This is a genomic window from Georgenia thermotolerans (genome assembly GCF_009193185.1).
GTDB lineage: Bacteria > Actinomycetota > Actinomycetes > Actinomycetales > Actinomycetaceae > Georgenia > Georgenia thermotolerans.
Genome location: NZ_VUKF01000031.1, coordinates 1 through 19,513, shown reverse-complemented (window position 1 = coordinate 19,513; position 19,513 = coordinate 1). Strand labels below are relative to the sequence as shown.

Below are 19,513 nucleotides of genomic sequence, written 5' to 3'. Positions count from 1 at the left end.
CCGCCGATGCGGACCCCGAAGAACAGGCGGGGGCGGCGGTAGAAGAACGCGCGCACGTCAGAAGGGGGCCGGGTCGTTAGCGGCGGACGCCCACGGGTCCTGGGCGCTGCCACCGGCCGGCGCGTAGGACGAACGCTGCCCGCCCTTCGAAGACCGGGTGACCTTCGCAGTGGCGTAGGTGAGGGACGGGCCCACCTCATCCACCTGCATCTCGGTCACGGTGCGCTTCTCACCTTCGCGGGTCTCGAACGACCGGGACACGAGGCGCCCCTGCACGATCACCCGCGCACCCTTGGTCAGCGATTCCGCGATGTTCTCCGCGGCCTCACGCCACACCGAGCAGCGCAGGAAGAGTGTCTCCCCGTCCTTCCACTCATTCGCGTTCTTGTCGAAACTGCGCGGGGTCGAAGCCACGGTGAAAGACGCGACCGCTGCGCCGTTGGGCGTAAAGCGCAGCTCGGGGTCAGCGGTCAGGTTTCCAACAACCGTAATGATGGTGTCGCCAGCCACGGGGGTTCTCCTTAGTTTCGGGGTCGCTCATATTGTTTCAGAAATGGGCGGGCGCTGCTGAGGTCGAAATCAGGCAGCGCGACCACTCTTCATGTCAATCCAGTTCATCGCTGCACCGTCTTCCATCCACGGCCAATCCCCACCGGAACGCAGACGCTCAGGGAAATAGCGGCCACGAATACGGTTACCGCGCCACCGCTTAACAACGGCCAGCCCTTCCGACGGGTCGGCGTCCTTATCGGGGGCGAGGCCCAAACCGAACTCAGGCCACCCGAGCTGCATAGACGAGCCACGCGGGCGCAGGTTCCTCTCACCGTCCCCGCCAGTGGCGTGGCCGGCGTGGGCTTCCATGAGCATCGCGGGACCGTCGGGGCGGTCCCGGATGCTGTCCAGAGCGGTGAGGACCGGGGAGGCGTCCTTGTCGTCGTTCATGCCGCCCGGGCTGAGCTTGTACAGGGGGCCGATCACGAGAAGGTCGGGCTGGTGCTGGTCCAGCAGGGAGTGCACCATCCCCAGGTCACGCTCGGACGTGATGGTGAGCCGCCCCGCGCAGTGCAGGCGGATGTTCTCGCCCGGGTCGGCGGCACCGTATCGGCGGGCTTGGGCGACCATGCGGCGGGTCTCCCACCGCCACTGGTCCTCACTGTTCTCGGTGTCGATGACGACACCGGTGAGGGGCCGCATCCGCTCGAACGTGACGGGGTGGATGCCAGCGGCGGCGCAGATGAGGACTTGCCGCAGCAGGGTTGTCTTCCCGAGACCTTCGGCGCCGGTGAGGACGAACCGGTCGCGCTTGGCGAGGAACCCGGGGATGACCCACTCAATTTCGGCGTCGGGGACGGCGAGGATTTCCGCGAGGGTGGGCGCATCAACCGCGGTCGCGTACTCGGAAGCGATGTGGTCGAGTTCCTGACGCGCCAGGGTCAACTTCTCCGCCGCAGTGAGCGACACGTCCCCGGCGAGCTGGTCGAACCGGATGGCCGCCGCCCGGAGCCGCCGTGACTGCCCGGCTTCCTGGACCTGCTTGGCGTAGCGAGCAACGTTCGACGCCGTCGGGGTTGCCTCGATCAGGTCATGCAACTGCGCCGCAGACCGGAACGTCCGGGACAGGATCGGGTGGGCGTGCACCGCCGGCCACAGGGTCAACGAGTCGAAGGGTTGCCCGGTCGCTGCCTGTCCCGCCATGAGTGAATACAGCTCACCCAAGGGCATGGACTCGAAGTCGCTGGGGGCGACGATCTGCGAAACCTCGCGCATCTTCCCCGGTGCCTGGAGCAAGGCCCCGATGACGGCCTGCTCGGCTTCGTGTGCGGTCAGGCCAGCCACTGGTCCACCCCCACATCACGGCGGGGACGGCCGGTGATGGCGGTGACGTTCCCCCCTGGTCGGGCCTTGGCGTAGTCCGCGGCCTGCATCAGCCACCGGGTAAAGCGCTGGTTCCAGGACTTGGACGTGAGGCCCTTCTCATCGACGTAGGCGCGGAACTTGATGAGTTCCCGCCCGAGGTCGATGCCGTCCTGGGCTGCGCGCTCGATGTGCTCTTGGGTGGGTTCCCAGTCGGCAGGGAGAGAGGTCGCGCGCTTGGCGGGCGTGCTCTGTTTCTGGTTCTGATCTGTATTCTGATCTGCCCTACGGATCGGGTCAGGGAGTCCCGGGCCGGTTCCCGCATCCGTTCCCGCATCGTTTCCCGTACCGGTTCCGTCGTTTGCGCTGGTCTTGCGCTGGCGGTCCCTGGCGCGCTCCCGGCCCATCTCCTCGGCGGACTTGTTCCACTTGAGCCACGAAGTGATCCGGAACCCTTCGCCCTCACGGGAGATGAGTCCGACTTCCCGCAACTTCTCCGCACGGCTTCCCGCATCGGTTCCCGGCTCAATTCCCGCACCGGTTCCCGTCATGCGGGGGAGGATGCCGAGGCGGGACAGGATGACACGCTCACTGATCCACCCCTCGGTGAGGGGGGTGCGGGCGCAGTAGGCGAGCATGCGGATGTAGAGGAGTTCCGCGTCCTCGCCGGCTTCCATGATCTTCTCGTCGTCTGCGTAGTTCGCGGATAGTGCCACGTACACGCCGGGCTTGCGCATGGCCATCAGGCGGCGTCCTTAAGGGTTGCGTTGGCCTGGGCGAGCTTTGCTGCGACGTAGTCGCGTGGCAGGCCCATGACCTTGGCGAGCCATGCGGCCGGGTCGGGGCCGATAATTGCGCCGATTGGTCGTGGCTCTGGTGGGGTAAAATCGTTCACGCGGGACCTCCTAGCGGTTCCGTTGAGGCCGTCCGGGGCGCATTCCTGGGCGGCCTCGCTTATTGCTTCATGGTATGCCCGGAAAGGGTGGCCGAGGTAGCACGGCCGGGGTTTTCCACAGGCTATGAAGGGCGATCCCCAGTAAGCAGGGCGACGAGGTCCGCGAGGGTGAGTGTCACGTATTGGTCGCCCATTTGCTTGGCGCCCTTCCCCTTGCGCTTGTGGACAACCAGGCCAACCATCGCGTCGTCATTTCCGCGCTCAATCTCGGCCTCGTTCACCCAGCCGGACAGGTTTAGGGTGACGGCGTTCTTGGCTTCAATGACGACACGGTTTCCCATGTGCCTGACGCCGCCGATGTCGCCGCGGTCCTTGCTGCCGTTTCTGGTGCGCCGTTCGATGCGGTCGTCTACGTGCTGGGCGAGGTATTCGGCTACGGCGGTTTCGAACCATGTGCCGGCCGCGCGGGCTGACTTTCGGGATCGGCTCACTTGTTGGGCCTCCCGCCGGACTTGGCGAGCATCCGCGCGTACTTCTCCTGCGCTTCGGTCTCGAGGCGGTGCATCTCGGCCAACAGCAGCATCCGGTCACGCCAGGCGGGGTTGCTGCCGCCCATCTTCTGCCGGCGCCTCTTGCGAAGCTGGTAGTCGCGGCGGCGCTGTGCTTCCAACTCCTGCTCACGCTTGAGCAGGGCGATGAGGTAACTGCGGGACCGGTCGGCGGGGAGCTTCGCCACCGTGTCTGCGTCGATACGGATGGCGGTCCTCACGCGACGGCCCGCCTGGCACTGCGCTTACGGCGTGTACGGAGGATGGCGCGGCGGTCCTCTTCGGTGAGTCCGCCCCAGATCCCCCACTCTTCCTGAACTGTTAGCGCCCACTCGCCGCACTGGTCGATGACTGGGCAGCCGTCGCAGAGACGCTGGGCCTTGTGGGATGGGTAGTTGCGCTCTGGGTACCAGGCATCCGGGGTGCTGGAAGTAGCGCAGAGGCCGTCCTCCATCCACGTGCGGTCACCGTCCGGGGCGACCGGGAGCGGGTCGAACTCGATGACGGGCGGGAGAGGGACCTCGGGGTGGTCGGTGAAGAGGTCGTCGTTGTTCATGGCTTCATGGCCTTTCGGTAGCACGCGGAGCACATGCCGCGTCCGGTGCGGGGGACAGTGACGGTGGGGAGGAACAGTTCGCGGGGCTTGTTGTGGGGGCGGGTGAGCCTGCCGCAGGTGCCGGCGCAGGGTCGGAGGAAGTCGGTGCGGCGGTACCGCTCTTCTCCGGTGAGTCGCTGGTATTCGCGGCGGGCGTAGCAGGACGCGCACACCTTGGAGTCGTGGCGGGCGACGGTGGGGAAGGGGAACTCACTGGCCTTGCGCCGGTTGGGGCGGGTCTTCCGGCCGCAGTCTTCGCAGTCCTTGATGACCATTTCCTGCCGCGGGGGGCCTTGGCGGGGGCCGTGTCTGTGGCAGGTCTTGCACATGTCGGCATTGCCTCGGACGAGGGTGACGACGTCGGGGAAGTCTTCGGCCTTGGTGCCGTTCGGTCGGGTGAGGTACCCGCATGCGGCACAGGGGCGGAGCTGGGGTGCCCTTGGCTTCCGCGGCTTGGCCGGCTTACGGGTCCGCTTCGGCTTCACGAGGCGGGCCGCCTTCGCGAGTGCCTGGGGTGACTGGGAGTCCTTCGCGGCCTTCTCAAGCTGGCGGAAGTAGATGGAGCGTTCCCGCTTGGCTTCCACCTGTGCGCGCCACGCCTCGAGGTCGGTGGTGGTTGGGGAGACCTCCCATACGGCGGTCACTGTGTTTCTCCTGTTCTGCGTGCGAGTTCGCGGTCGATGTACCAGCGGGCTTTGCGTAGGTCTTCTATGGGTTTGCCTTTGTGGTCGGCGCGGAGGATGTACTTGATGGCGTTGCCGAGGCAGAAGTTCATGTGTTCGGTGATTTGGATGACTTCGATGCCGGAGGGGTGGGAGGTGTAGTGCTGGGGGTGGTCGACTGGATCGGTCATCGCTTCTCCCAGCAGGCGCCGTGGTAGATGCCCATGCCTTCGGGGAGTGGGCTGGTTTGCGTGTACACGACGGGTTCACCGCAGCCCTTGCACGGGACGGACACGATCACGCCGCCTCCTTGTCTTCGGCGTCCCAGGTGTTGGCGTCGCATGCGCACCTGTGTTTGCCGGTGTGGTGCTGGTTGAGGTGGCATTCGTGGGGGCCCCATCCGTCGGCCCAGGGGTAGCCGCATGGGGGCTGTCCGGACGGATTGAGCTTCATGACCAGCCCCTTTTGCGGTCCTCGGCCATGTCCTCAGCCACGGACTCGAGGTGGTCGCGCTCCTGGTCGGTGAGTTCACGACGCCGGGACGCGGCACGAAGACGCAGCACAGTCAGATTCATGGCCGCTCACCCGACTCAATGCGGGTTGCCTGCGAGTGCATCGCTTCACGGACGGCAGCGACCGCGTGCCTTGCGCCGTTCGAGTAGGGCGTGCCGGGTTCACCGAACTCGCGAACGTTGCGGCCGATATCAGTGATCCGGGGGGACTGCGCAGATTCCCGGATCGCTTCGGCCCTCACGGTCGTGAGCCACCTGTCGAACTCGGCTTCGGCTGCCTCGTACCGTTCGTCTTCGTAGCCGAAGGTGAGTTCGAGGTTGGCTTGGAACTTGGCGTAGAAGTCGCGCACGTACTCGGTGTTCGGGGTGTAGTCGCTCATGCGGCACCGCCGGTCAGCTCGGCCTTACGTGCGGACGCGGCAGCGGTGTGCTCGTCGGTCCACACGTTCTTGTGGCGGTTGTAGAGCGCGTTCAGGTCGCCGGGCTTGGTGATGCGCTTAATCTCCGCGAACAGGTCCGGGGCGTCGTCGGTGAGGGGTTCGACGACGTGGGGTGCGCGCTTGCCCCGGGTTGCCGTGAGAGCCAGGGTGAGGCGCTTGTCGATGTGGGACAGGTGCGAAATCTTGATGCCCCCCACGACCTGCCCACCAAAGCGCACAGTTGGGTCGCCGTACAAAGTCATGCGCCTGCCCGCGTAGTTCGCCGCCTCAGGTCCCCATGCGGCCACGAGGACACGGCGCATGGACTTGGACGGCTTGTAGGGGCGGCCGGGGAACTCCACCAAATGGACTTCCACCGGCTGCTCAGCGTTGCCGGCGCGGACCTCAGACACGGTGACGGTCTTCGGGCCACTGATGTAGTCGTCGTAGTTCTGCTGGTCGCTCTTAGGGGCGATGGTCTGGGTGAGGTCCATGGTCAGATGCCCTTCGTGCCGAGGGTGTAGGCGTGGTCGTAAATGGCGGCCTCGCGGCCAGTGAGGGGGACGTGGCGGTAGTCGACCGCCGAGAAGCAAACGAGGGAATCTCCGCCGCTTTCGACACGGTCGGACCAACCTTCTTCGCGGCGGGTGTGGCCGACCGTTCCGCCCTCGTTCCAGATGGGCGCGAGGCAAGTGCGGCAAATGCCTTCCCCACGCTCCTCAGCCCGTGCGGCACGAGGAGTGGATTTAGTCGCCATGTCAGATCACCATTTCCAGTTCGGTCACGCGCTCGGTCGTGGGCAGTCCCTTGACGGCGTCCAGGTATCTCGCGGCCATCTCGTCGGCCGCCTTCTCGAATGCGCGGACCGCGTCGACAATCGCGGTCTGCCACCGCGGATCGGGGGTCACGCGCTTAACCCACATGGGCATCCCGCCGCAGTAGGAGATGTAGTCGATCCAGTCACGGCCAGAAACGAGCAGCCCCGTTTGGAGCTGGGCCATGTTCTCGGCCGGAACAGCGTCGGCAAGAATCGTCTGCAAATGCTTCTTCTGCCGGCGCGACTTGATTTCGATGAGCCCGTTGTCACCCACCAAGCCGTCGGGTGAGTAGCCGATTGGGAAGCCCCAGTCGTCACGAACCATGAACCCGGTCTCGGTTACGGGGGCGTAGTGCTCGGCGTACTTGTCGCGGGCGCGGGGTTCGTCCTCAACGCCACGCCACATGTCATCGGTCATGTGGGTGGGGTCCGTGTACCCCGTGATGCGTTCGGCCGCGAGTAGCGCAGTCAGGCCGCGCGACTCGGGGTTGTTCGCGGGCTTGAGGGTGCTGGGGGTGATGAGCTTGGCGACGACGGATGCGGTGACGATGCCGCGACGCTGCTCATGCCAAGCGTCCGACCCTTGAACGACGTCCGGAAACTCAATGAGGCTCACGGTGTCTCCCCAATCCCGGCCCAGTTCTGGCCGTTCAGAACCCACTGGATGGCGGAACGGGAGACACCGAACCGGCGCGCCATAGAGACCTGCGTCTCGCCTCGGTGCCAGCCCGTACGAATCTCACTCACTTGCTGCGGCGTGAGCTTCGCCCGCCCGTTGCTGGCGCCACGGCGGTACCGGCCGCGCTCGAGGGCGTCGCGCGCGTTGTCCTTCCCTGTACCAAGGAGAAGGTGGGACGGATTCACGCACGGCGGGTTGTCGCAGGTATGGCGAACGTGGATGCCGGGAGGAATGGGGCCGTGGTGGAGCTTGTAGGAGACTCGGTGGGCCAAGTCAGTTCTGCCGTTGAGCCAGAACTTCCCGTAGCCGGACGGGTTTCTTACGCTCTGCCACTCCCAGCACTGGCTGGGGTCGGTCGTTGGAACGAACTTGCGGAAGCGGGCGGCTGTGCGCTCGTCGCCTTGGATGACTTCGGGGTACTCGCGGAGGCTCATGCGGCCACCGCCCCAAAGTCGGTCTTGCTGCTAGTGGTGGTCGCGACGGCGAACAGTTCAGGCAGAGCGCCACACCGGGTGCAGTGGACCGCGCCGACCTTGTACGGGTTCAGACCCCAGGTGTGCCAGCAGATCGAAATGGCGCTCATGCGGCCACCTGCGCAATGGGCTGGGTGATGAGGCACACGGCCAGGCCCTCATAGGCGCCGGTCCATCGTGAGGGGACGGGGTGGCGGGCGAGGTTGAGGTTTTCGGCGATGGTGTGGGCGTCGTTGGGGTTGAGGGTCCACACCTCGAGGGTGATGGTGTCCCTGTATTGGGCGGTGGTGACGGTGAACGGGTTCTCGCCGCACACCTCACTGACGAGGGACAGCACGTCTTGTGCCGTGTACTGCCACTGTGGTGCCGCGGCCTGTTCGGGGTCGGTCATGGCTGGGCGGGACAGGTACACGTCCTGGTCAAAATCAGCGGACATCACGCCTCCCGAACCGTGACGCGGCCGGTGGCGAGCAGGCGGCGTGCGGCGTCTCTCGCGCTGGTGTCGTTGGTGAATGCGGCGGAGACCATCTCGGCGGAGTGCGCGACGAGGAGTTCGGCGAGGGCGTCCACCTGGGCTTCGTCCACGGGCGGGTGCGCGTCCAGGTACTCCGCGATAGCGAGCCACCCGTAGGCGACTCCGCGGAGCTTCTCGGCGGTTTCCCAGCCCACACTGGTCGCGACGTAGCCGGGACCGGAAGATGCCTTGACCTCGTCCCCGTTGATGACAACTTCGGGGAGGTCGGCGCGGTTGATGATGATGACGCCCAGCTCGGCAGCCACAGCCGCCAGGAGTTCGTCACGGTCGAGGATCGTCGTGGCGCTGGGGACGGTCGGAGTCTTAAACGTGACACGGATGTCGGCGCGGCTACCGTCAATCGTGGTGCTGTACGAATCGGGAACGAGCGCGCCCCGGATGGTGGTGGTCATGGCTTGGCCTTTCGGGATGGGAATGGGAGCTTGATGGCGAGGGGGAGGGCGATGAGGCCGCAAGCGATGTCGACACCTGCGGGTGTGGCTTCTGCGAACGCAATGAGTAGGAGTGCGGCGAAGACGGCCCAGCCGATGACGGCCCCGAGAGCGCGGGCGCTGGCCTGCCCTTCGGTGCGTTGCTGCTCCCACGTGGGGACAGGGGCGAGGTGCCTCTTGCTGCCGGCCGGGTGAGCCGCCTTCGCCAGGCTCAGGCGGGCCTTCTCGCTCGGGCACCAGTCACAGCCCACGACCGGGACCCAGTGGTGGTCCGCGCAGTACGTCCGCGACCACGTGTGCGTCGGCTGCGCGCTCACGACAGAATCTCCGTGATCGCGGCTTCGATGCGGAGCACGCCGACATCTACGGGCGGCACGCGCTTCCATGCCTCAACCTCTGTAAGGACGGCACGTAGGGCGGCGACCAGCCCCTCAACTTCCTTGGCGGCCTTGTTGAGCGCGCGCCCACGGATCGGGTGGTTGGGGTCGCTCACGGCTGCCTGACCCTGAAGGAACTCGGGCAGATCCATCGCTTCGATCTGGGCTAGACGGTCCAGGGCGTTCATGCGGCTTCACCCCAACGGATAGCCGCCCCACCCAGTGGCGAGGACCAAACGTGCTCCCCGAAATGCCCCTGGCGCCGGTTACACGCGTAAGGGTCGAACCCCGGCAGCATCGCCCGGCACGCAGGCTGCATCAGATGCACAAGGGCCTCACGGACCTCAGCAAGCTCCGTGGTGGTGGTCATCACGCCTCACCGCCCCGCGCGACACGAGCCGCGATGCGGAGCCCGACGTTCCGGCCAGGGTGAGCGTCCACGTCCACTGCCGCCTCGATGTCGCGAGCGATCTGCTCACGGATGGAGGGGAGAGCGGCGGCCAAGGCGTTGCAGGCCAGGTCGTAGGCGTCCCCCTCCGTGATGAGGTGATGGTCCGCAACGATGGAGCGGGTCGCGGCCTCGATGGCCTCAGCAGGGATGTTCTGGTTCACGGGTAAACTCCTTGTCGTTGTATCGGTGAGGCCGGGTTGTCCAGGACGGGGCGCCCGGCCTTACTGGTTGTTAAGACGCCCTACGACGGGCCTGGGAAGCGGCAGTGCGGCGAAGCGTCGGCGCTTCCTCACCACGAATCCGCTCCGTGTACGCGTCCAGGTCGGCCTCGGTAAACCGGATGAACCGGCCCACGCGGCGGTAGGGGAGTCGGCCGCGCTTCTGCTCAGCACGCACCGTGTACTCGGACAGGTTGAGTGCTGCTGCGGCTTCCTCAACCGTCATCAGTCGCACGTCGCTCATGCCGCCACCCGCTTGTCGTAGGCGGCGTCCGCGACCTTCAGCGCCTCAGCCATGCCGAGACCTAGATCCATGAGCCGGACCATCTCGGCCTCGACGAAGCGGCTCCGGCGGCGCTTCTCAGCGATGAAGCCCGCCGGCCGGTTGTAGATGACGTTCTCTGTGGGGTGCTCGTCCTTGATGGCCTGCTTCTCGATGGCGCGGGCGGTGTCGTAGTTGTACGGGCCTTGCATCCGGACCTTGGCGACCCGGTCCGTCATCTCCCGGCGGAAGCTCTTGTGTTCCTTCCAGCGCATCCGCGGATCGACCGTGCAGCCGATGTAGAGGAGTGCGCCGTCCGCGTCGTAGAAGCGGTACACGTAGTGCTCCCGCAGGGATGGGTCTCGGTGGTTCACGCTGCAACCTTCTTCCGTTGGTGAGTGGAGCCGGCTGCGTTTGTCACTCGCTCAACGCGAGAGTCGCCGTGGCGTTCGAACAGTTCCTCCACGTCGCGGTCGAGCCACTTGCAGATGGCCTTGGCTAGGTCTTCGGAGCACCGGGGCATGTTCCCGGTCTCTAGGCCGGAGATGGCGGCTTGTGTGCACTTGGTGAGTGCGGCCAGCTCGTACTGCGTGTAGCCGGCTCTGCGTCGGGCCTTGGCGATCCGCTCTCCGCTGATCACCTTCATCCAGACCTCCCTGAGATAACGGACCTTCGGGCGTCGTGTACTCATCATGCCTCCTTTCGTTCGATCTGACAAGTGGAGCATGCTGCACGTGTCACTCACTTGTCAAGCATGAGGCATGAATCTGGCGTCATTCTGCGTACTCTGAGCATCCGACTTGTCTTCGGGACTTGCGTCGATCGTTGAACCAGTGGGAAAAGCGCCGAGAGGATCTGCGGCATGGAGAACAGCAAGCCGAGTCTGCGGGACATCGCAGACCTCGCGGTGGCCCGCAACGGTGGCCGCGGTGGACGCGCCCTGGGGCGTGCCGCCGAGGCTCGAGGGCTCACGTTGTCCTACACGACGGTCGACAAGATCCGTGCTGGCACGTACCTGTCGAAGCCGTCACGCAAAACGCTTGACGCACTAGCAGAGCTGTCCGGTGAATCCCGGCAGGTTGTGTATGAGGCAGCCGGCGTCCCTTTCGCTGGCACTTCGTTTGCGGACAACCTTCCGGAAGACGCCGATCTGCTTGACCCCGAGCAGCGCCGCATCGTCTATGACGTTGTGCGGATGCTCGCTCGGCTCAACCGTGAACTATTCGAGCTTCGCCAACGACAGGAAGAGGTGACGGAACATGCCCTCCAGCGTTCCGCCCCCATGACTACAGGCAGTGCGGGATCCGGTGGCGCACTGGACGGCGCGACTGATCCCGCAGACGGGACAGGCGCCGGAACTCCGCAAACGCCCGCCGCACCTGACGGCAGCGGCGCCAACGGCCTCGGCATTCAGTACGGTGTCCCGCCCCAACGTAAGCGACAGACCAGGGGCATTGGGAAGCGAGCGGGCAGGTCAGGCGGCACGTCTTCGTGAGCGGTTGCGGTTGGTGGTACGGCATCAGGTTCCCCCCGGTTGGTGCGTCTTCGAACATGCGTGCGAACGTAGTGGTGACCGCCGACATTGGCGAGCGGTGACGTCCGTATGGGCATAGTTTCGGAGACCACTGACGCTAAACGGTGACGTAGGTCACCGCCAGGGGTGAACGACACTGGTGTTATTCCCTGAGACGACGAAACGCCCCGCTACCAAGTCGGTAAGCGGGGCGTTTCGCGTGCGGGGTCAGGCTTCGATGGCGAGTACCTCGGCGGCGTCCAGGCGAGGCAACCCCTGCTGATACATGAGTGATGCCGCGCGCGCGGCCTGGATCTGCGCCTCAGGCATCAAGTGGCCGTAGGTGTCCGAGGTGGTTTGGATCGACTCGTGCCCAAGGCGGTGGCGCAAGTCATGCAGACTGATCCCGGCGGCGAGCATCCACGACGCGTGGGTGTGGCGCAGGTCGTGGATGCGGGGCTTCTTCCCGAGCAGCGGGTGGCGCGGCTGGCGGGGCGCCTGACTGCCAGGCTTGCCCCGGCCACCCCAACCGCCCGGCGCCCGCTCGGTGTCATCGAGCCACGTGACCCACAGGCCCCAAAGCGTGTTCTGGAGGATGCGGCGCCCCTGGGTGTTCGTGAACACCCACTCGTCCTGGGCTTTGCCCTTGATGGCTTCCCGCAGGATGGTCACGGCTTCGGGTGGGAGGGAGATGGTGCGGCGGGCCTTCTTTGTCTTTGGTGGGCCGAGCTTGCCTGACTTTTTCCATGCCCGCACGACCGACAGTGTTGGCGGGGAGTCCTCGAGGTGGAGGTCCCTGGCCTGTAGCGCGGTGGCTTCCCCGAACCGGAGTCCCGTGAGCACAAGGAAGTCGAGGAAGGGGCGGAAGTGTGGGGTGGCTCTGGCCTTGAGGATCTGGAACTCGGCCGGGGTCAGGAACACCATTTCCTGACGTTCGGTGCGGGCGACTGGCACCCGGTACGCGGGGTTGCGGGGGATGATCTGGTCTTCGACGGCACGGGCGAGTGCGGCGGAGAGCAGGCCGCGGCGGTTGATGACTGTCTTCTGTGACAGGCCGGAACTCTCCTGGTCCCGTATCCACGCCACCACGTCGCGGCGCTCAAGGGCACTGAGGGGGATCGCCCCGATGGGCTTGGTGGTGACGGCTTTGGCGAGCTGCCGGTAGCCGGTGCGGGTGCCTTCGTCGATGCCGGTGAGGTGGTGGATGTATTCGGTGAGGTATTCGGCGACGGTTTGTGGTCGTGGTGCACCGGGGGTGAGCCCTTCGGAGACGGCGAGGATGCGGCGGGCTGCTTCGGCTCCCATGCGGTCGACGAGTGCGCGGAACTCCTCGGCTGCCTCGTTGGTGGGGAACGTCTCGGAGGTTTGCCGGCCGTCGTCGTCGCGGAAGAGGACGGCCCAGGTGGTGCCTTTCGCTCCGGTGCGTTGGCGGATGGATGCCACAGGTCCCTCCTAGGGGTGTGGTGCGTGTTGACGAGTCAACAACGGGGACGTGTTTCGAGGGTATCCGACGGGGCTGGGCGAGATGAGGCGAGTGCGGGATTCCGCAGGATCATGCCGAAAACCGCATGGCCCCAGTAATGATCCGTGCTGGTTCGAATCCCGCTGGGGGCACCAGACGTGGTGGCGTGACGGCGGCGCTCCGAGCGGGCCGCATAGCACGATCTGACGCGCCGTCAGCACCGTGGTGCTTCTCACGGGCAAATCACCCATTCTCACGTGGAGGGCCTCGGACGGGGCTCCTACGATGGGCCGCATGGCTTCCTTCCTGCGCTCTCTCGCCGCCACCACGTCCGTGGCCGCGCTCGCCGGTGCCGGCGTCTACGCCGCGAAGACGATGGCGGCCCGCTCCGAGGAGAGCGTCCGGCCCGTCATCCACGGCGGTCGCACGCCGCGCATCCTCATCGCCGGGGGTGGGTACATCGGCCTGTACACCGCGACCACGCTGCGCAAGCACCTGGGGCGCGCGGACGCGGAGATCGCCGTCGTGGACCCCCGGCCGTACATGACCTACCAGCCGTTCCTGCCCGAGGCCGCCGCCGGCTCGATCGAGCCGCGCCACGTCGTCACCTCGCTGCGCCGCGAGCTGGAGGGCACCACGGTCCTCAACGGCAACATCACCGAGATCCGCCACGCCGAGCGCAAGGCCGTCATCAAGCCGCTCACCGACGACCCGGCCTACGAGGTCACCTACGACCACCTCGTCGTCGGCCTCGGCTCGGTCGCCCGCGTGCTGCCGATCCCGGGCCTGGCCGAGATGGGCATCGGCTTCAAGCACATCGAGGAGGCCACGGCGCTGCGCAACCGCGTCCTCAACCAGCTCGCCATGGCGGCGTCGACCTGGGACGCCGACGAGCGCAAGCGCATGCTCACCTTCGTCTTCGTCGGCGGCGGCTTCGCCGGCATCGAGGCCATCGGCGAGGTCGAGGACATGGCCCGCGCGGCCACCAAGGAGTACGACTCCATCGAGCCCGAGGACCTCCGGTTCGTCGTTGTCGAGGGCGCCGGGCGCATCCTGCCCGAGCTGGGCGAGGAGCTCGGCGGCTACGCCATCGAGCAGCTGCGCGAGCGCGGCGTGGAGATCCACCTCAACACCTTCCTCAACTCCTGCGTGGACGGGCACATCGAGCTCTCCACCGGCGAGAAGTTCGAGGCCGACACCGTCGTGTGGACCGCCGGCGTCAAGCCGCACCCGGTCCTGGCGCAGACCGACCTCCCGCTCGACGAGCGCGGCCGCGTCCGCACCGCCGCCACCCTCCAGGTGACCCAGGAGGACGGCACCCCCGTCGAGAACGCCTGGGCCGCCGGCGACTGCGCCGCCGTCCCGGACCTCACCCAGGGCCCCGGCGTCACCTGCGGCCCGACCGCCCAGCACGCGGTGCGCCAGGGCAAGCACCTCGGCGAGAACATCGTGCGCGTCCTGCGCGGCGAGCAGCCGACGGACTACGTGCACGAGAACGTGGGCACGGTCGCCTCCCTCGGCCTGTACAAGGGCGTGGCGCAGATCAAGGGCTTCAAGTTCCGCGGCCCGCTGGCCTGGTTCATGCACCGCAGCTACCACGTCCTGGCGATGCCCTCCTTCGAGCGCAAGGTCCGCATCCTCGCCGACTGGACCCAGGCGCTGGTCTTCCGCCGCGAGCTCGTCTCGCTGAGCGCCCTCTCCCGGCCCCGCGCCGCCTGGGAGGAGGCCGTGGCCTCCGGCAAGAAGCCGACGCCGGCCCCCAAGGGCAGCAAGACCCCGGCCGTGGCGGGCGGCAAGCAGCCCTCGGGCAAGCAGTAACCCGCACCGCAGACGCGCGACGGCGCCGGACCCCTGGTCCGGCGCCGTCGCGCGTCTGTCCTGCCCGGTCGGCGTCACCGCCGGTGGCTCACTCCGCCTCGAGCGTGAACGGCGCGGTGATCACCGTGCCGTCCGCCAGCCGGAACTGTGCCCACAGCCGGTAGGTGCCGGGCCGGTCGAACGTCACGTGCAGGTCGAGGTCGGGCCCGAACCGGGTGCCCGGGACGGCGAGGACCGGGCGGCCGCGGCCGTCCTCGGTCTCGGCGTGGCGGTGCCCGAAGGACGACCCGTCCGCGGCCATGACCACGACGTGCCCGGCCGCCCCGAGATAGGGCTGCAGGTCGGTCACCGGCCGCCCGGTGGCGGCGTCGGTGAAGCGGAACGCCAGGTCGCTGCGCCCGCCCGCGTGGGCCTCGCCGTCGAGGCGCACCCGCACCCCGCCGGTCACCTGCTCGCGCACCTCGCCAACGGGCGGCGCCGCGGCGGGGGCCGCGCCCGGCACGCGCAGCTCGCGGGCGTCGAGGACGTCGGCCATCTGCCCCTGCCGGCGGAACTCGGTGTGCAGGGCGTACCGGCCGCCGGTGGGCAGCTGCGCGGTCACGGCGAAGACGCCGGGGGTGCCGGTGGGCTCGGGGTGGATGTGGGCGAAGGTGCCCAGGTCGGCGCGGGTGAGGATCATGTGCATCCACACCTGGTGGGTGCGCACCACGTCGGTGACCAGCGCGCCGGTGGCGGCGTCGCGCACCGACACGGTCAGCGTCGCCGGGCGGCCCGGGGCCAGGTCGGCGGGCACGTCCACGTCCACCCGCAGGCCTGCGTCGTGCGGGCGCAGCGGCGCCACCTCGGCCTCCTCCATGGCACTCATCGCCGGGCGCATCGGCATGCCCATCCCCGCCTGCCACGCCAGCAGCCCGTTCATGCCGCGCTCGGCGGCGTCGCTGCGGCTGGCCACGGTGAAGGCGACGCCCAGGGCGAGGGCGACCACGGCCACGCCGGCCAGGTAGGCGCCCTGGCGCAGCCGGGCGAGCAGCGGCGGGCGGAGGATCTCCGCGGCGGTGGCCGGCGGGCGGAAGCGGCGCAGCCGCAGCGCGTTGGTCACCACGCTCACCGAGCTCATCGCCATCGCGGCGCTGGCGAGCACCGGGTCGAGGAGCAGGCCGTCCCAGGCGTACAGCGCCCCGGCCGCGACCGGGATGAGCAGGACGTTGTAGGCGAACGCCCACACCAGCCCCTGCCGGATGGTCGCGACGGTGCGGCGCGACAGGGCCAGGGCCCCGACCAGGCCGCCGAGGTCGCCGCCGACCAGGGTCAGGTCCGAGGCGGCCATGGCCACGTCGGTGCCGGTGCCGATGGCCACGCCGAGGTCGGCCTGGGCGAGGGCGGGGGCGTCGTTGATGCCGTCGCCGACCATGGCCACGACGTGCCCGGCGCGCTGCAGCCCGGCGACGGCGTCGGCCTTGCCGGCCGGCAGCACCTCGGCCAGCACGTGCTCGATCCCGACCTCCGCGGCCACCGCGCGGGCGGTGGCGGCGTGGTCGCCGGTGATCATCCAGACCTCCAGGCCCAGGGCCCGCAGCCGGGCGACGGCGTCGGCCGCGCCCGGCCGGACGGTGTCGCGCACGGCCGCGAGGCCGGCGGCCCGCCCCTCCACGGCGGCGAACAGGGGCGTCGCGCCGTCGGCCGCGGCGGCACGGGCGGCGGGCTCGAGCGCCGCGGCGTCGATCCCCTCGGCCGCCAGGAGCGCCCGGTTGCCGACGACGACCCGGCGGCCGCCCACCTCGGCGGTGATGCCGTGGCCGGGCACGGCGGCGAAGCCGGCGACGGGCGGTAGCGCCAGGCCGCGCTCCCGGGCGGCGGCGACCAGCGCGGCGCCGGTGGGGTGCTCGCTGGGCACCTCCGCCGCCGCGAGCACGGCGAGCAGCTCCTCGGCGTCCCAGCCGTCCACGGTGTGCAGGTCCACCATGGCCGGGCGGCCGCGGGTGATGGTGCCGGTCTTGTCGAGGACGACGGCGCTGATCCGGCGGGCGGTCTCCAGCGCCTGGCCGTCGCCGACGAGGATGCCCAGCTCGGCCGCCCGGCCGGTGCCGACCATGACGGCGGTGGGGGTGGCCAGGCCCAGGGCGCACGGGCAGGCGATGATGAGCACCGCCACGGTGGCGGTGATGGCCAGGACCAGCCGGTCCTCGGCCGGTCCCCAGGTCATCCACGCGGCGAACGTCGCCGCCGCGGCGAGGAGCACGGCGGGCACGAACCAGGCGGCCACCTTGTCCACGAGCTGCTGCATCGGGGGCTTGGTCCCCTGGGCGTCCTCGACGAGCCGGATGATCTGGGCGAGGGTGCTGTCGGCGCCGACGGCGTCCGCCCGCACCAGCAGCGTGCCGGTGCGGTTGACCGTCGCGCCGATGACCGCGTCGCCGGGGGCCTTCTCCACCGGGACGCTCTCGCCGGTGAGCATGGCCTCGTCGACGGCGGAGGCGCCCTCGGTCACGACGCCGTCCACCGGCACCTGCTCGCCGGGGCGCACCCGCACGACGTCGCCGACCCGGACCTGCTCGAGCGGGACGTCGCGCTCGTCGCCGTCGCGCACGACGCGGGCGGTGCGCGGGGCGAGCCGGGCCAGCGCCCGCAGGGATGCGGCGGTGCGCTTCTTGGCGCGCAGCTCCAGCCAGCGGCCGAGGAGCACGAGCGCGACGACCACCAGCGCGGTCTCGAAGTACACGTGCAGCGGCAGGCCCCACCGCTCGGCGGGGCCGGGCCACAGGGTGACGAAGGCGCTGTAGCCGTAGGCGACGCCGGTGCCGAGCGCGACGAGGGTGTTCATGCTCGTGGCGCGGTGGCGGGCCGCGGTCCAGGCGGCGCGGTAGATGTCCGCGCCGGCCCACAGCTGCACGGCGGTGGCGACCACGAAGAGCAGCGGCATGAGCCAGTCCATCGTGTCGAGGTGGATGGGCACGTACATGACGGCCATGAGGCCCAGGCCGACGGCGAGGGCCACCTTCCAGCGCCGGCCCAGCCGGGCGATCTCGGCGTCGCGGCGGGCGTCGAGGGCCGCGGCCTCCGCGTCCTGCCCGCGGGGGCCGGGGTCGGCCTCCGGGCCGGTGCCGGCGTCGAGCCGGGTGGCGCCGTCGGGCGGGGTGCCGCCGTCGGGGCGCGGGGCGGGGCGGGGCGCGGCGGTGTAGCCGGCCCGGGTCACCGCCGCGGTCATTGCCGCGACGTCGACCACGGCGGGGTCGTAGCTCACCGTGGCGGTCTCGGTGGCGAGGTTGACCGCCGCCGCGACCACCCCGTCCACGCGGCCGAGGGCCTTCTGCACCCGGCCGACGCACGAGGCGCAGGTCATGCCGCCGATGTCGAAGGTGCGGTCGACGGTCGGGCCGGCCGGCCCGACCGTCGGGGCCGGGGCGGACGTGCCGGTGGGGGTGGTCGAGGCGGTCGCGGTCACGGCGGGTCTCCTCTCGCGGGGGCGGGGCGGTCAGTGGGTGAGCTGGTAGCCGGCCTCGTCGATCGCGGCGGCCATCTCCTCGGCGCCGAGGGGGCGGCTGCTGCGGACGGTGACCCGGCCGGTGGCGAGGTCGACGGCGACGTCGTCGACCCCGGCAATGGCGCCGACCTCCTGGGTGACGGCGCGGACGCAGTGGTCGCAGGTCATGCCGGTGACCTGGTACTCGGCGGTGGTTTGGGACATGTCGGGCTCCTTCGGGTGTGTCGACCGGGTGGGTCGAGCGGGTCGGGCATGACGATCGTCGCGAGCCGGCGCCGCGCCTCGCGCCGGTGAAATCACCGGGATGGTCACCGGGACGCCGGCGGGCCGCTAGTCTCCGGCGCGTGAGAGTGCAGGGACGCGCGCGGGAGCAGGCCGCGATCGACGAGCTGGTCCGGGCCGCACGCGAGGGTCGCGGCGGCGCCCTCGTGGTGCGCGGCGAGCCGGGGGCCGGCAAGTCCGTGCTGCTCGCCGACGCCGCCGCGCGCGCCGACGGGATGCAGGTGCTGCGCACCCAGGGCATCGAGTCCGAGGCGCCGCTGCCCTTCGCCGCGCTCGAGCGGCTGCTGCGGCCGGTGCTCGACCGTGCGGACCGCATCGCCGCCCCGCAGGCCCGCGCCCTGCGGGTGGTGCTCGGCGAGGAGGCCGGCGAGGTCGACCGGTTCCTCGTCTTCCTCGCCGCCCTCAACCTCCTCGCCGAGGCCGCCGCGGCCGAGCCGGTCCTCGCCGTCGTCGACGACGCGCACTGGCTCGACGACGCCTCCGCCGCGGCCCTGCTCTTCGCCGCCCGCCGGCTCCAGCGCGAGCGCGTCGCGGTGCTGTTCGGCGCCCGGGAGGGCGACGTGCGCTCCTTCGACGGCGCCGGGCTGCCCGAGCTCGCCGTCGCCGGCCTCGACGACGACGGCGTCGCCGCGCTCCTGTCCGCCCAGGCCGGTGCGCCGGTGGCCGCGGGCGTCGCGGCTCGGCTGCGGGCCAGCACCGGCGGCAACCCGCTCGCGCTGGTCGAGCTGCCCGAGGTGCTCAGCACCGACCAGCTCGCCGGGCGGGCCCCGCTGCCGGAGCGGCTGCCGGTGACCGGCGGGGTCGAGCGCGTCTTCCTCGACCGGGCCCGCCGCCTGTCCGACGACGCCCAGCGGCTGCTGCTCGTCGCCGCCGCGGACGACTCGACCCGGGTCGGCACGGTCCAGCAGGCCGCCCGCGCCCTCGGCGTCGGACCCGGGGCGCTGGACGAGGCCGAGCGGTCCGGGCTGCTGCGCGTGGCCGGCACGCAGCTGGAGCTGCGCCACCCGCTCGTGCGCTCCGCCGTGTACGACGCCGCCACCAGCCACGAGCGGCGCGCGGCCCACCGGGCGCTCGCGGACGCCCTGGGCGAGGCGGACGCCGACCGGCGGGCCTGGCACCGCGCCGCGGGCACGGTGGAGCCGGACGAGGCGGTCGTCGCCGAGCTCGAGCAGGCCGCCGGGCGGGCCCGGCGCCGCGGCGGGCACGAGGCGGCGGCCGCCGCCTACGAG

The 19,513-nt window shown here is 69.5% G+C and carries 28 protein-coding genes; 3 read left to right on the top strand and 25 right to left on the bottom strand.

The window, feature by feature from the left end:
* Nucleotides 1–57 precede the first annotated feature (57 nt).
* From GD970_RS14515 to GD970_RS14420, 22 genes are all read right to left on the bottom strand, one after another.
* On the bottom strand, nucleotides 58–510 hold the full coding sequence (locus GD970_RS14515; protein WP_152203615.1) for a single-stranded DNA-binding protein: 453 nt from the start codon (nucleotides 508–510) through the stop codon (nucleotides 58–60).
* Nucleotides 511–579: 69 nt separating this feature from the next.
* The gene (locus tag GD970_RS14510; protein WP_152203614.1) at nucleotides 580–1,836 is read right to left on the bottom strand and encodes an AAA family ATPase; all 1,257 of its coding nucleotides are present in this window, start codon (nucleotides 1,834–1,836) and stop codon (nucleotides 580–582) included.
* The gene (locus GD970_RS14505) at nucleotides 1,824–2,597 is read right to left on the bottom strand and encodes a DnaT-like ssDNA-binding domain-containing protein (RefSeq protein WP_152203613.1); all 774 of its coding nucleotides are present in this window, start codon (nucleotides 2,595–2,597) and stop codon (nucleotides 1,824–1,826) included. The genes GD970_RS14510 and GD970_RS14505 overlap by 13 nt, the downstream gene beginning before the upstream one ends.
* Nucleotides 2,597–2,749: a hypothetical protein gene (locus GD970_RS21695; protein ID WP_193314951.1), complete on the bottom strand. Its 153-nt coding sequence runs from the start codon at nucleotides 2,747–2,749 to the stop codon at nucleotides 2,597–2,599. Before GD970_RS21695 ends, GD970_RS14505 begins: the two co-directional genes overlap by 1 nt.
* A 122-nt stretch (nucleotides 2,750–2,871) precedes the next feature.
* Entirely contained in the window at nucleotides 2,872–3,240 is a 369-nt protein-coding gene (locus GD970_RS14500) for a hypothetical protein (protein ID WP_152203612.1), read from the bottom strand.
* Nucleotides 3,237–3,518, bottom strand: a complete 282-nt coding sequence (locus GD970_RS14495; RefSeq protein ID WP_152203611.1) for a hypothetical protein — start codon at nucleotides 3,516–3,518, stop codon at nucleotides 3,237–3,239. Before GD970_RS14495 ends, GD970_RS14500 begins: the two co-directional genes overlap by 4 nt.
* Complete coding sequence (locus GD970_RS14490) at nucleotides 3,515–3,853, bottom strand: WhiB family transcriptional regulator (RefSeq protein WP_152203610.1); 339 nt, start codon at nucleotides 3,851–3,853, stop codon at nucleotides 3,515–3,517. Before GD970_RS14490 ends, GD970_RS14495 begins: the two co-directional genes overlap by 4 nt.
* Nucleotides 3,850–4,536, bottom strand: coding sequence for a hypothetical protein (locus GD970_RS14485; RefSeq protein WP_152203609.1), 687 nt, complete (start codon nucleotides 4,534–4,536; stop codon nucleotides 3,850–3,852). Before GD970_RS14485 ends, GD970_RS14490 begins: the two co-directional genes overlap by 4 nt.
* Nucleotides 4,533–4,745 (bottom strand): DUF3310 domain-containing protein, encoded by a 213-nt coding sequence (locus GD970_RS14480; protein ID WP_152203608.1) that lies wholly within the window; start codon nucleotides 4,743–4,745, stop codon nucleotides 4,533–4,535. Before GD970_RS14480 ends, GD970_RS14485 begins: the two co-directional genes overlap by 4 nt.
* A gap of 380 nt (nucleotides 4,746–5,125) precedes the next feature.
* A complete protein-coding gene (locus GD970_RS14475; RefSeq protein ID WP_152203607.1) occupies nucleotides 5,126–5,446 on the bottom strand; it encodes a hypothetical protein in 321 nt (106 codons plus the stop codon).
* Entirely contained in the window at nucleotides 5,443–5,979 is a 537-nt protein-coding gene (locus GD970_RS14470; protein WP_193314950.1) for a hypothetical protein, read from the bottom strand. Before GD970_RS14470 ends, GD970_RS14475 begins: the two co-directional genes overlap by 4 nt.
* Before the next feature lie 2 nt (nucleotides 5,980–5,981).
* On the bottom strand, nucleotides 5,982–6,242 hold the full coding sequence (locus GD970_RS14465; RefSeq protein WP_152203606.1) for a hypothetical protein: 261 nt from the start codon (nucleotides 6,240–6,242) through the stop codon (nucleotides 5,982–5,984).
* Between the two features lies 1 nt (nucleotide 6,243).
* Nucleotides 6,244–6,918, bottom strand: a complete 675-nt coding sequence (locus GD970_RS14460) for a lambda exonuclease family protein (protein WP_152203605.1) — start codon at nucleotides 6,916–6,918, stop codon at nucleotides 6,244–6,246.
* Nucleotides 6,915–7,415 (bottom strand): HNH endonuclease, encoded by a 501-nt coding sequence (locus GD970_RS14455; protein WP_152203604.1) that lies wholly within the window; start codon nucleotides 7,413–7,415, stop codon nucleotides 6,915–6,917. The genes GD970_RS14460 and GD970_RS14455 overlap by 4 nt, the downstream gene beginning before the upstream one ends.
* Nucleotides 7,412–7,564 (bottom strand): hypothetical protein, encoded by a 153-nt coding sequence (locus tag GD970_RS21690; protein ID WP_193314949.1) that lies wholly within the window; start codon nucleotides 7,562–7,564, stop codon nucleotides 7,412–7,414. Before GD970_RS21690 ends, GD970_RS14455 begins: the two co-directional genes overlap by 4 nt.
* Entirely contained in the window at nucleotides 7,561–7,890 is a 330-nt protein-coding gene (locus tag GD970_RS14450) for a hypothetical protein (RefSeq protein WP_152203603.1), read from the bottom strand. The genes GD970_RS21690 and GD970_RS14450 overlap by 4 nt, the downstream gene beginning before the upstream one ends.
* On the bottom strand, nucleotides 7,890–8,381 hold the full coding sequence (locus GD970_RS14445) for a hypothetical protein (RefSeq protein ID WP_152203602.1): 492 nt from the start codon (nucleotides 8,379–8,381) through the stop codon (nucleotides 7,890–7,892). Before GD970_RS14445 ends, GD970_RS14450 begins: the two co-directional genes overlap by 1 nt.
* A gap of 352 nt (nucleotides 8,382–8,733) precedes the next feature.
* The gene (locus GD970_RS14440; RefSeq protein WP_152203601.1) at nucleotides 8,734–8,985 is read right to left on the bottom strand and encodes a hypothetical protein; all 252 of its coding nucleotides are present in this window, start codon (nucleotides 8,983–8,985) and stop codon (nucleotides 8,734–8,736) included.
* A 181-nt stretch (nucleotides 8,986–9,166) separates the two neighbouring features.
* A complete protein-coding gene (locus GD970_RS14435; protein WP_152203600.1) occupies nucleotides 9,167–9,409 on the bottom strand; it encodes a hypothetical protein in 243 nt (80 codons plus the stop codon).
* Between the two features lie 70 nt (nucleotides 9,410–9,479).
* Complete coding sequence (locus tag GD970_RS14430; RefSeq protein ID WP_152203599.1) at nucleotides 9,480–9,710, bottom strand: helix-turn-helix domain-containing protein; 231 nt, start codon at nucleotides 9,708–9,710, stop codon at nucleotides 9,480–9,482.
* On the bottom strand, nucleotides 9,707–10,102 hold the full coding sequence (locus tag GD970_RS14425) for a GIY-YIG nuclease family protein (RefSeq protein WP_152203598.1): 396 nt from the start codon (nucleotides 10,100–10,102) through the stop codon (nucleotides 9,707–9,709). The genes GD970_RS14430 and GD970_RS14425 overlap by 4 nt, the downstream gene beginning before the upstream one ends.
* Complete coding sequence (locus GD970_RS14420) at nucleotides 10,099–10,419, bottom strand: helix-turn-helix transcriptional regulator (protein ID WP_193314948.1); 321 nt, start codon at nucleotides 10,417–10,419, stop codon at nucleotides 10,099–10,101. The genes GD970_RS14425 and GD970_RS14420 overlap by 4 nt, the downstream gene beginning before the upstream one ends.
* A gap of 171 nt (nucleotides 10,420–10,590) precedes the next feature.
* Between GD970_RS14420 and GD970_RS14415 the strand changes: the two genes are divergently transcribed.
* Nucleotides 10,591–11,223: a hypothetical protein gene (locus GD970_RS14415; RefSeq protein ID WP_152203596.1), complete on the top strand. Its 633-nt coding sequence runs from the start codon at nucleotides 10,591–10,593 to the stop codon at nucleotides 11,221–11,223.
* Nucleotides 11,224–11,469: 246 nt separating this feature from the next.
* On the opposite strand, the gene GD970_RS14410 is transcribed toward GD970_RS14415, so the two are convergent.
* On the bottom strand, nucleotides 11,470–12,684 hold the full coding sequence (locus tag GD970_RS14410; protein WP_152203595.1) for a tyrosine-type recombinase/integrase: 1,215 nt from the start codon (nucleotides 12,682–12,684) through the stop codon (nucleotides 11,470–11,472).
* Between the two features lie 313 nt (nucleotides 12,685–12,997).
* Here GD970_RS14410 and GD970_RS14405 point away from each other — a divergent pair, with 313 nt between their 5' ends.
* Nucleotides 12,998–14,521, top strand: coding sequence for an NAD(P)/FAD-dependent oxidoreductase (locus tag GD970_RS14405; protein ID WP_319593466.1), 1,524 nt, complete (start codon nucleotides 12,998–13,000; stop codon nucleotides 14,519–14,521).
* Between the two features lie 88 nt (nucleotides 14,522–14,609).
* On the opposite strand, the gene GD970_RS14400 is transcribed toward GD970_RS14405, so the two are convergent.
* Entirely contained in the window at nucleotides 14,610–17,861 is a 3,252-nt protein-coding gene (locus GD970_RS14400) for a heavy metal translocating P-type ATPase (protein WP_152203658.1), read from the bottom strand.
* A 132-nt stretch (nucleotides 17,862–17,993) separates the two neighbouring features.
* Nucleotides 17,994–18,206 (bottom strand): heavy-metal-associated domain-containing protein, encoded by a 213-nt coding sequence (locus GD970_RS14395; protein WP_152203594.1) that lies wholly within the window; start codon nucleotides 18,204–18,206, stop codon nucleotides 17,994–17,996.
* Between the two features lie 140 nt (nucleotides 18,207–18,346).
* Between GD970_RS14395 and GD970_RS14390 the strand changes: the two genes are divergently transcribed.
* Nucleotides 18,347–19,513 (top strand): AAA family ATPase (locus GD970_RS14390; protein WP_193314947.1); only part of this gene is annotated, 1,167 nt, incomplete at its 3' end.

Excerpts from the sequence above, each read along its gene's own strand:
- GD970_RS14400 (WP_152203658.1), bottom strand. The coding sequence starts at position 17,861 with ATGACCTGCGCCTCGTGCGTCGGCCGGGTGCAGAAGGCCCTCGGCCGC.
- GD970_RS14465 (WP_152203606.1), bottom strand. The coding sequence starts at position 6,242 with ATGGCGACTAAATCCACTCCTCGTGCCGCACGGGCTGAGGAGCGTGGG.
- GD970_RS14490 (WP_152203610.1), bottom strand. The coding sequence starts at position 3,853 with ATGAACAACGACGACCTCTTCACCGACCACCCCGAGGTCCCTCTCCCG.
- GD970_RS14440 (WP_152203601.1), bottom strand. The coding sequence starts at position 8,985 with ATGAACGCCCTGGACCGTCTAGCCCAGATCGAAGCGATGGATCTGCCC.
- GD970_RS14395 (WP_152203594.1), bottom strand. The coding sequence starts at position 18,206 with ATGTCCCAAACCACCGCCGAGTACCAGGTCACCGGCATGACCTGCGAC.
- GD970_RS14450 (WP_152203603.1), bottom strand. The coding sequence starts at position 7,890 with ATGTCCGCTGATTTTGACCAGGACGTGTACCTGTCCCGCCCAGCCATG.
- GD970_RS14405 (WP_319593466.1), top strand. The coding sequence starts at position 12,998 with ATGGCTTCCTTCCTGCGCTCTCTCGCCGCCACCACGTCCGTGGCCGCG.
- GD970_RS14415 (WP_152203596.1), top strand. The coding sequence starts at position 10,591 with ATGGAGAACAGCAAGCCGAGTCTGCGGGACATCGCAGACCTCGCGGTG.
- GD970_RS14470 (WP_193314950.1), bottom strand. The coding sequence starts at position 5,979 with ATGGACCTCACCCAGACCATCGCCCCTAAGAGCGACCAGCAGAACTAC.
- GD970_RS21690 (WP_193314949.1), bottom strand. The coding sequence starts at position 7,564 with ATGAGCGCCATTTCGATCTGCTGGCACACCTGGGGTCTGAACCCGTAC.
- GD970_RS14445 (WP_152203602.1), bottom strand. The coding sequence starts at position 8,381 with ATGACCACCACCATCCGGGGCGCGCTCGTTCCCGATTCGTACAGCACC.
- GD970_RS14430 (WP_152203599.1), bottom strand. The coding sequence starts at position 9,710 with ATGAGCGACGTGCGACTGATGACGGTTGAGGAAGCCGCAGCAGCACTC.
- GD970_RS14475 (WP_152203607.1), bottom strand. The coding sequence starts at position 5,446 with ATGAGCGACTACACCCCGAACACCGAGTACGTGCGCGACTTCTACGCC.
- GD970_RS14480 (WP_152203608.1), bottom strand. The coding sequence starts at position 4,745 with ATGACCGATCCAGTCGACCACCCCCAGCACTACACCTCCCACCCCTCC.
- GD970_RS14455 (WP_152203604.1), bottom strand. The coding sequence starts at position 7,415 with ATGAGCCTCCGCGAGTACCCCGAAGTCATCCAAGGCGACGAGCGCACA.
- GD970_RS14505 (WP_152203613.1), bottom strand. The coding sequence starts at position 2,597 with ATGGCCATGCGCAAGCCCGGCGTGTACGTGGCACTATCCGCGAACTAC.
- GD970_RS14420 (WP_193314948.1), bottom strand. The coding sequence starts at position 10,419 with ATGAGTACACGACGCCCGAAGGTCCGTTATCTCAGGGAGGTCTGGATG.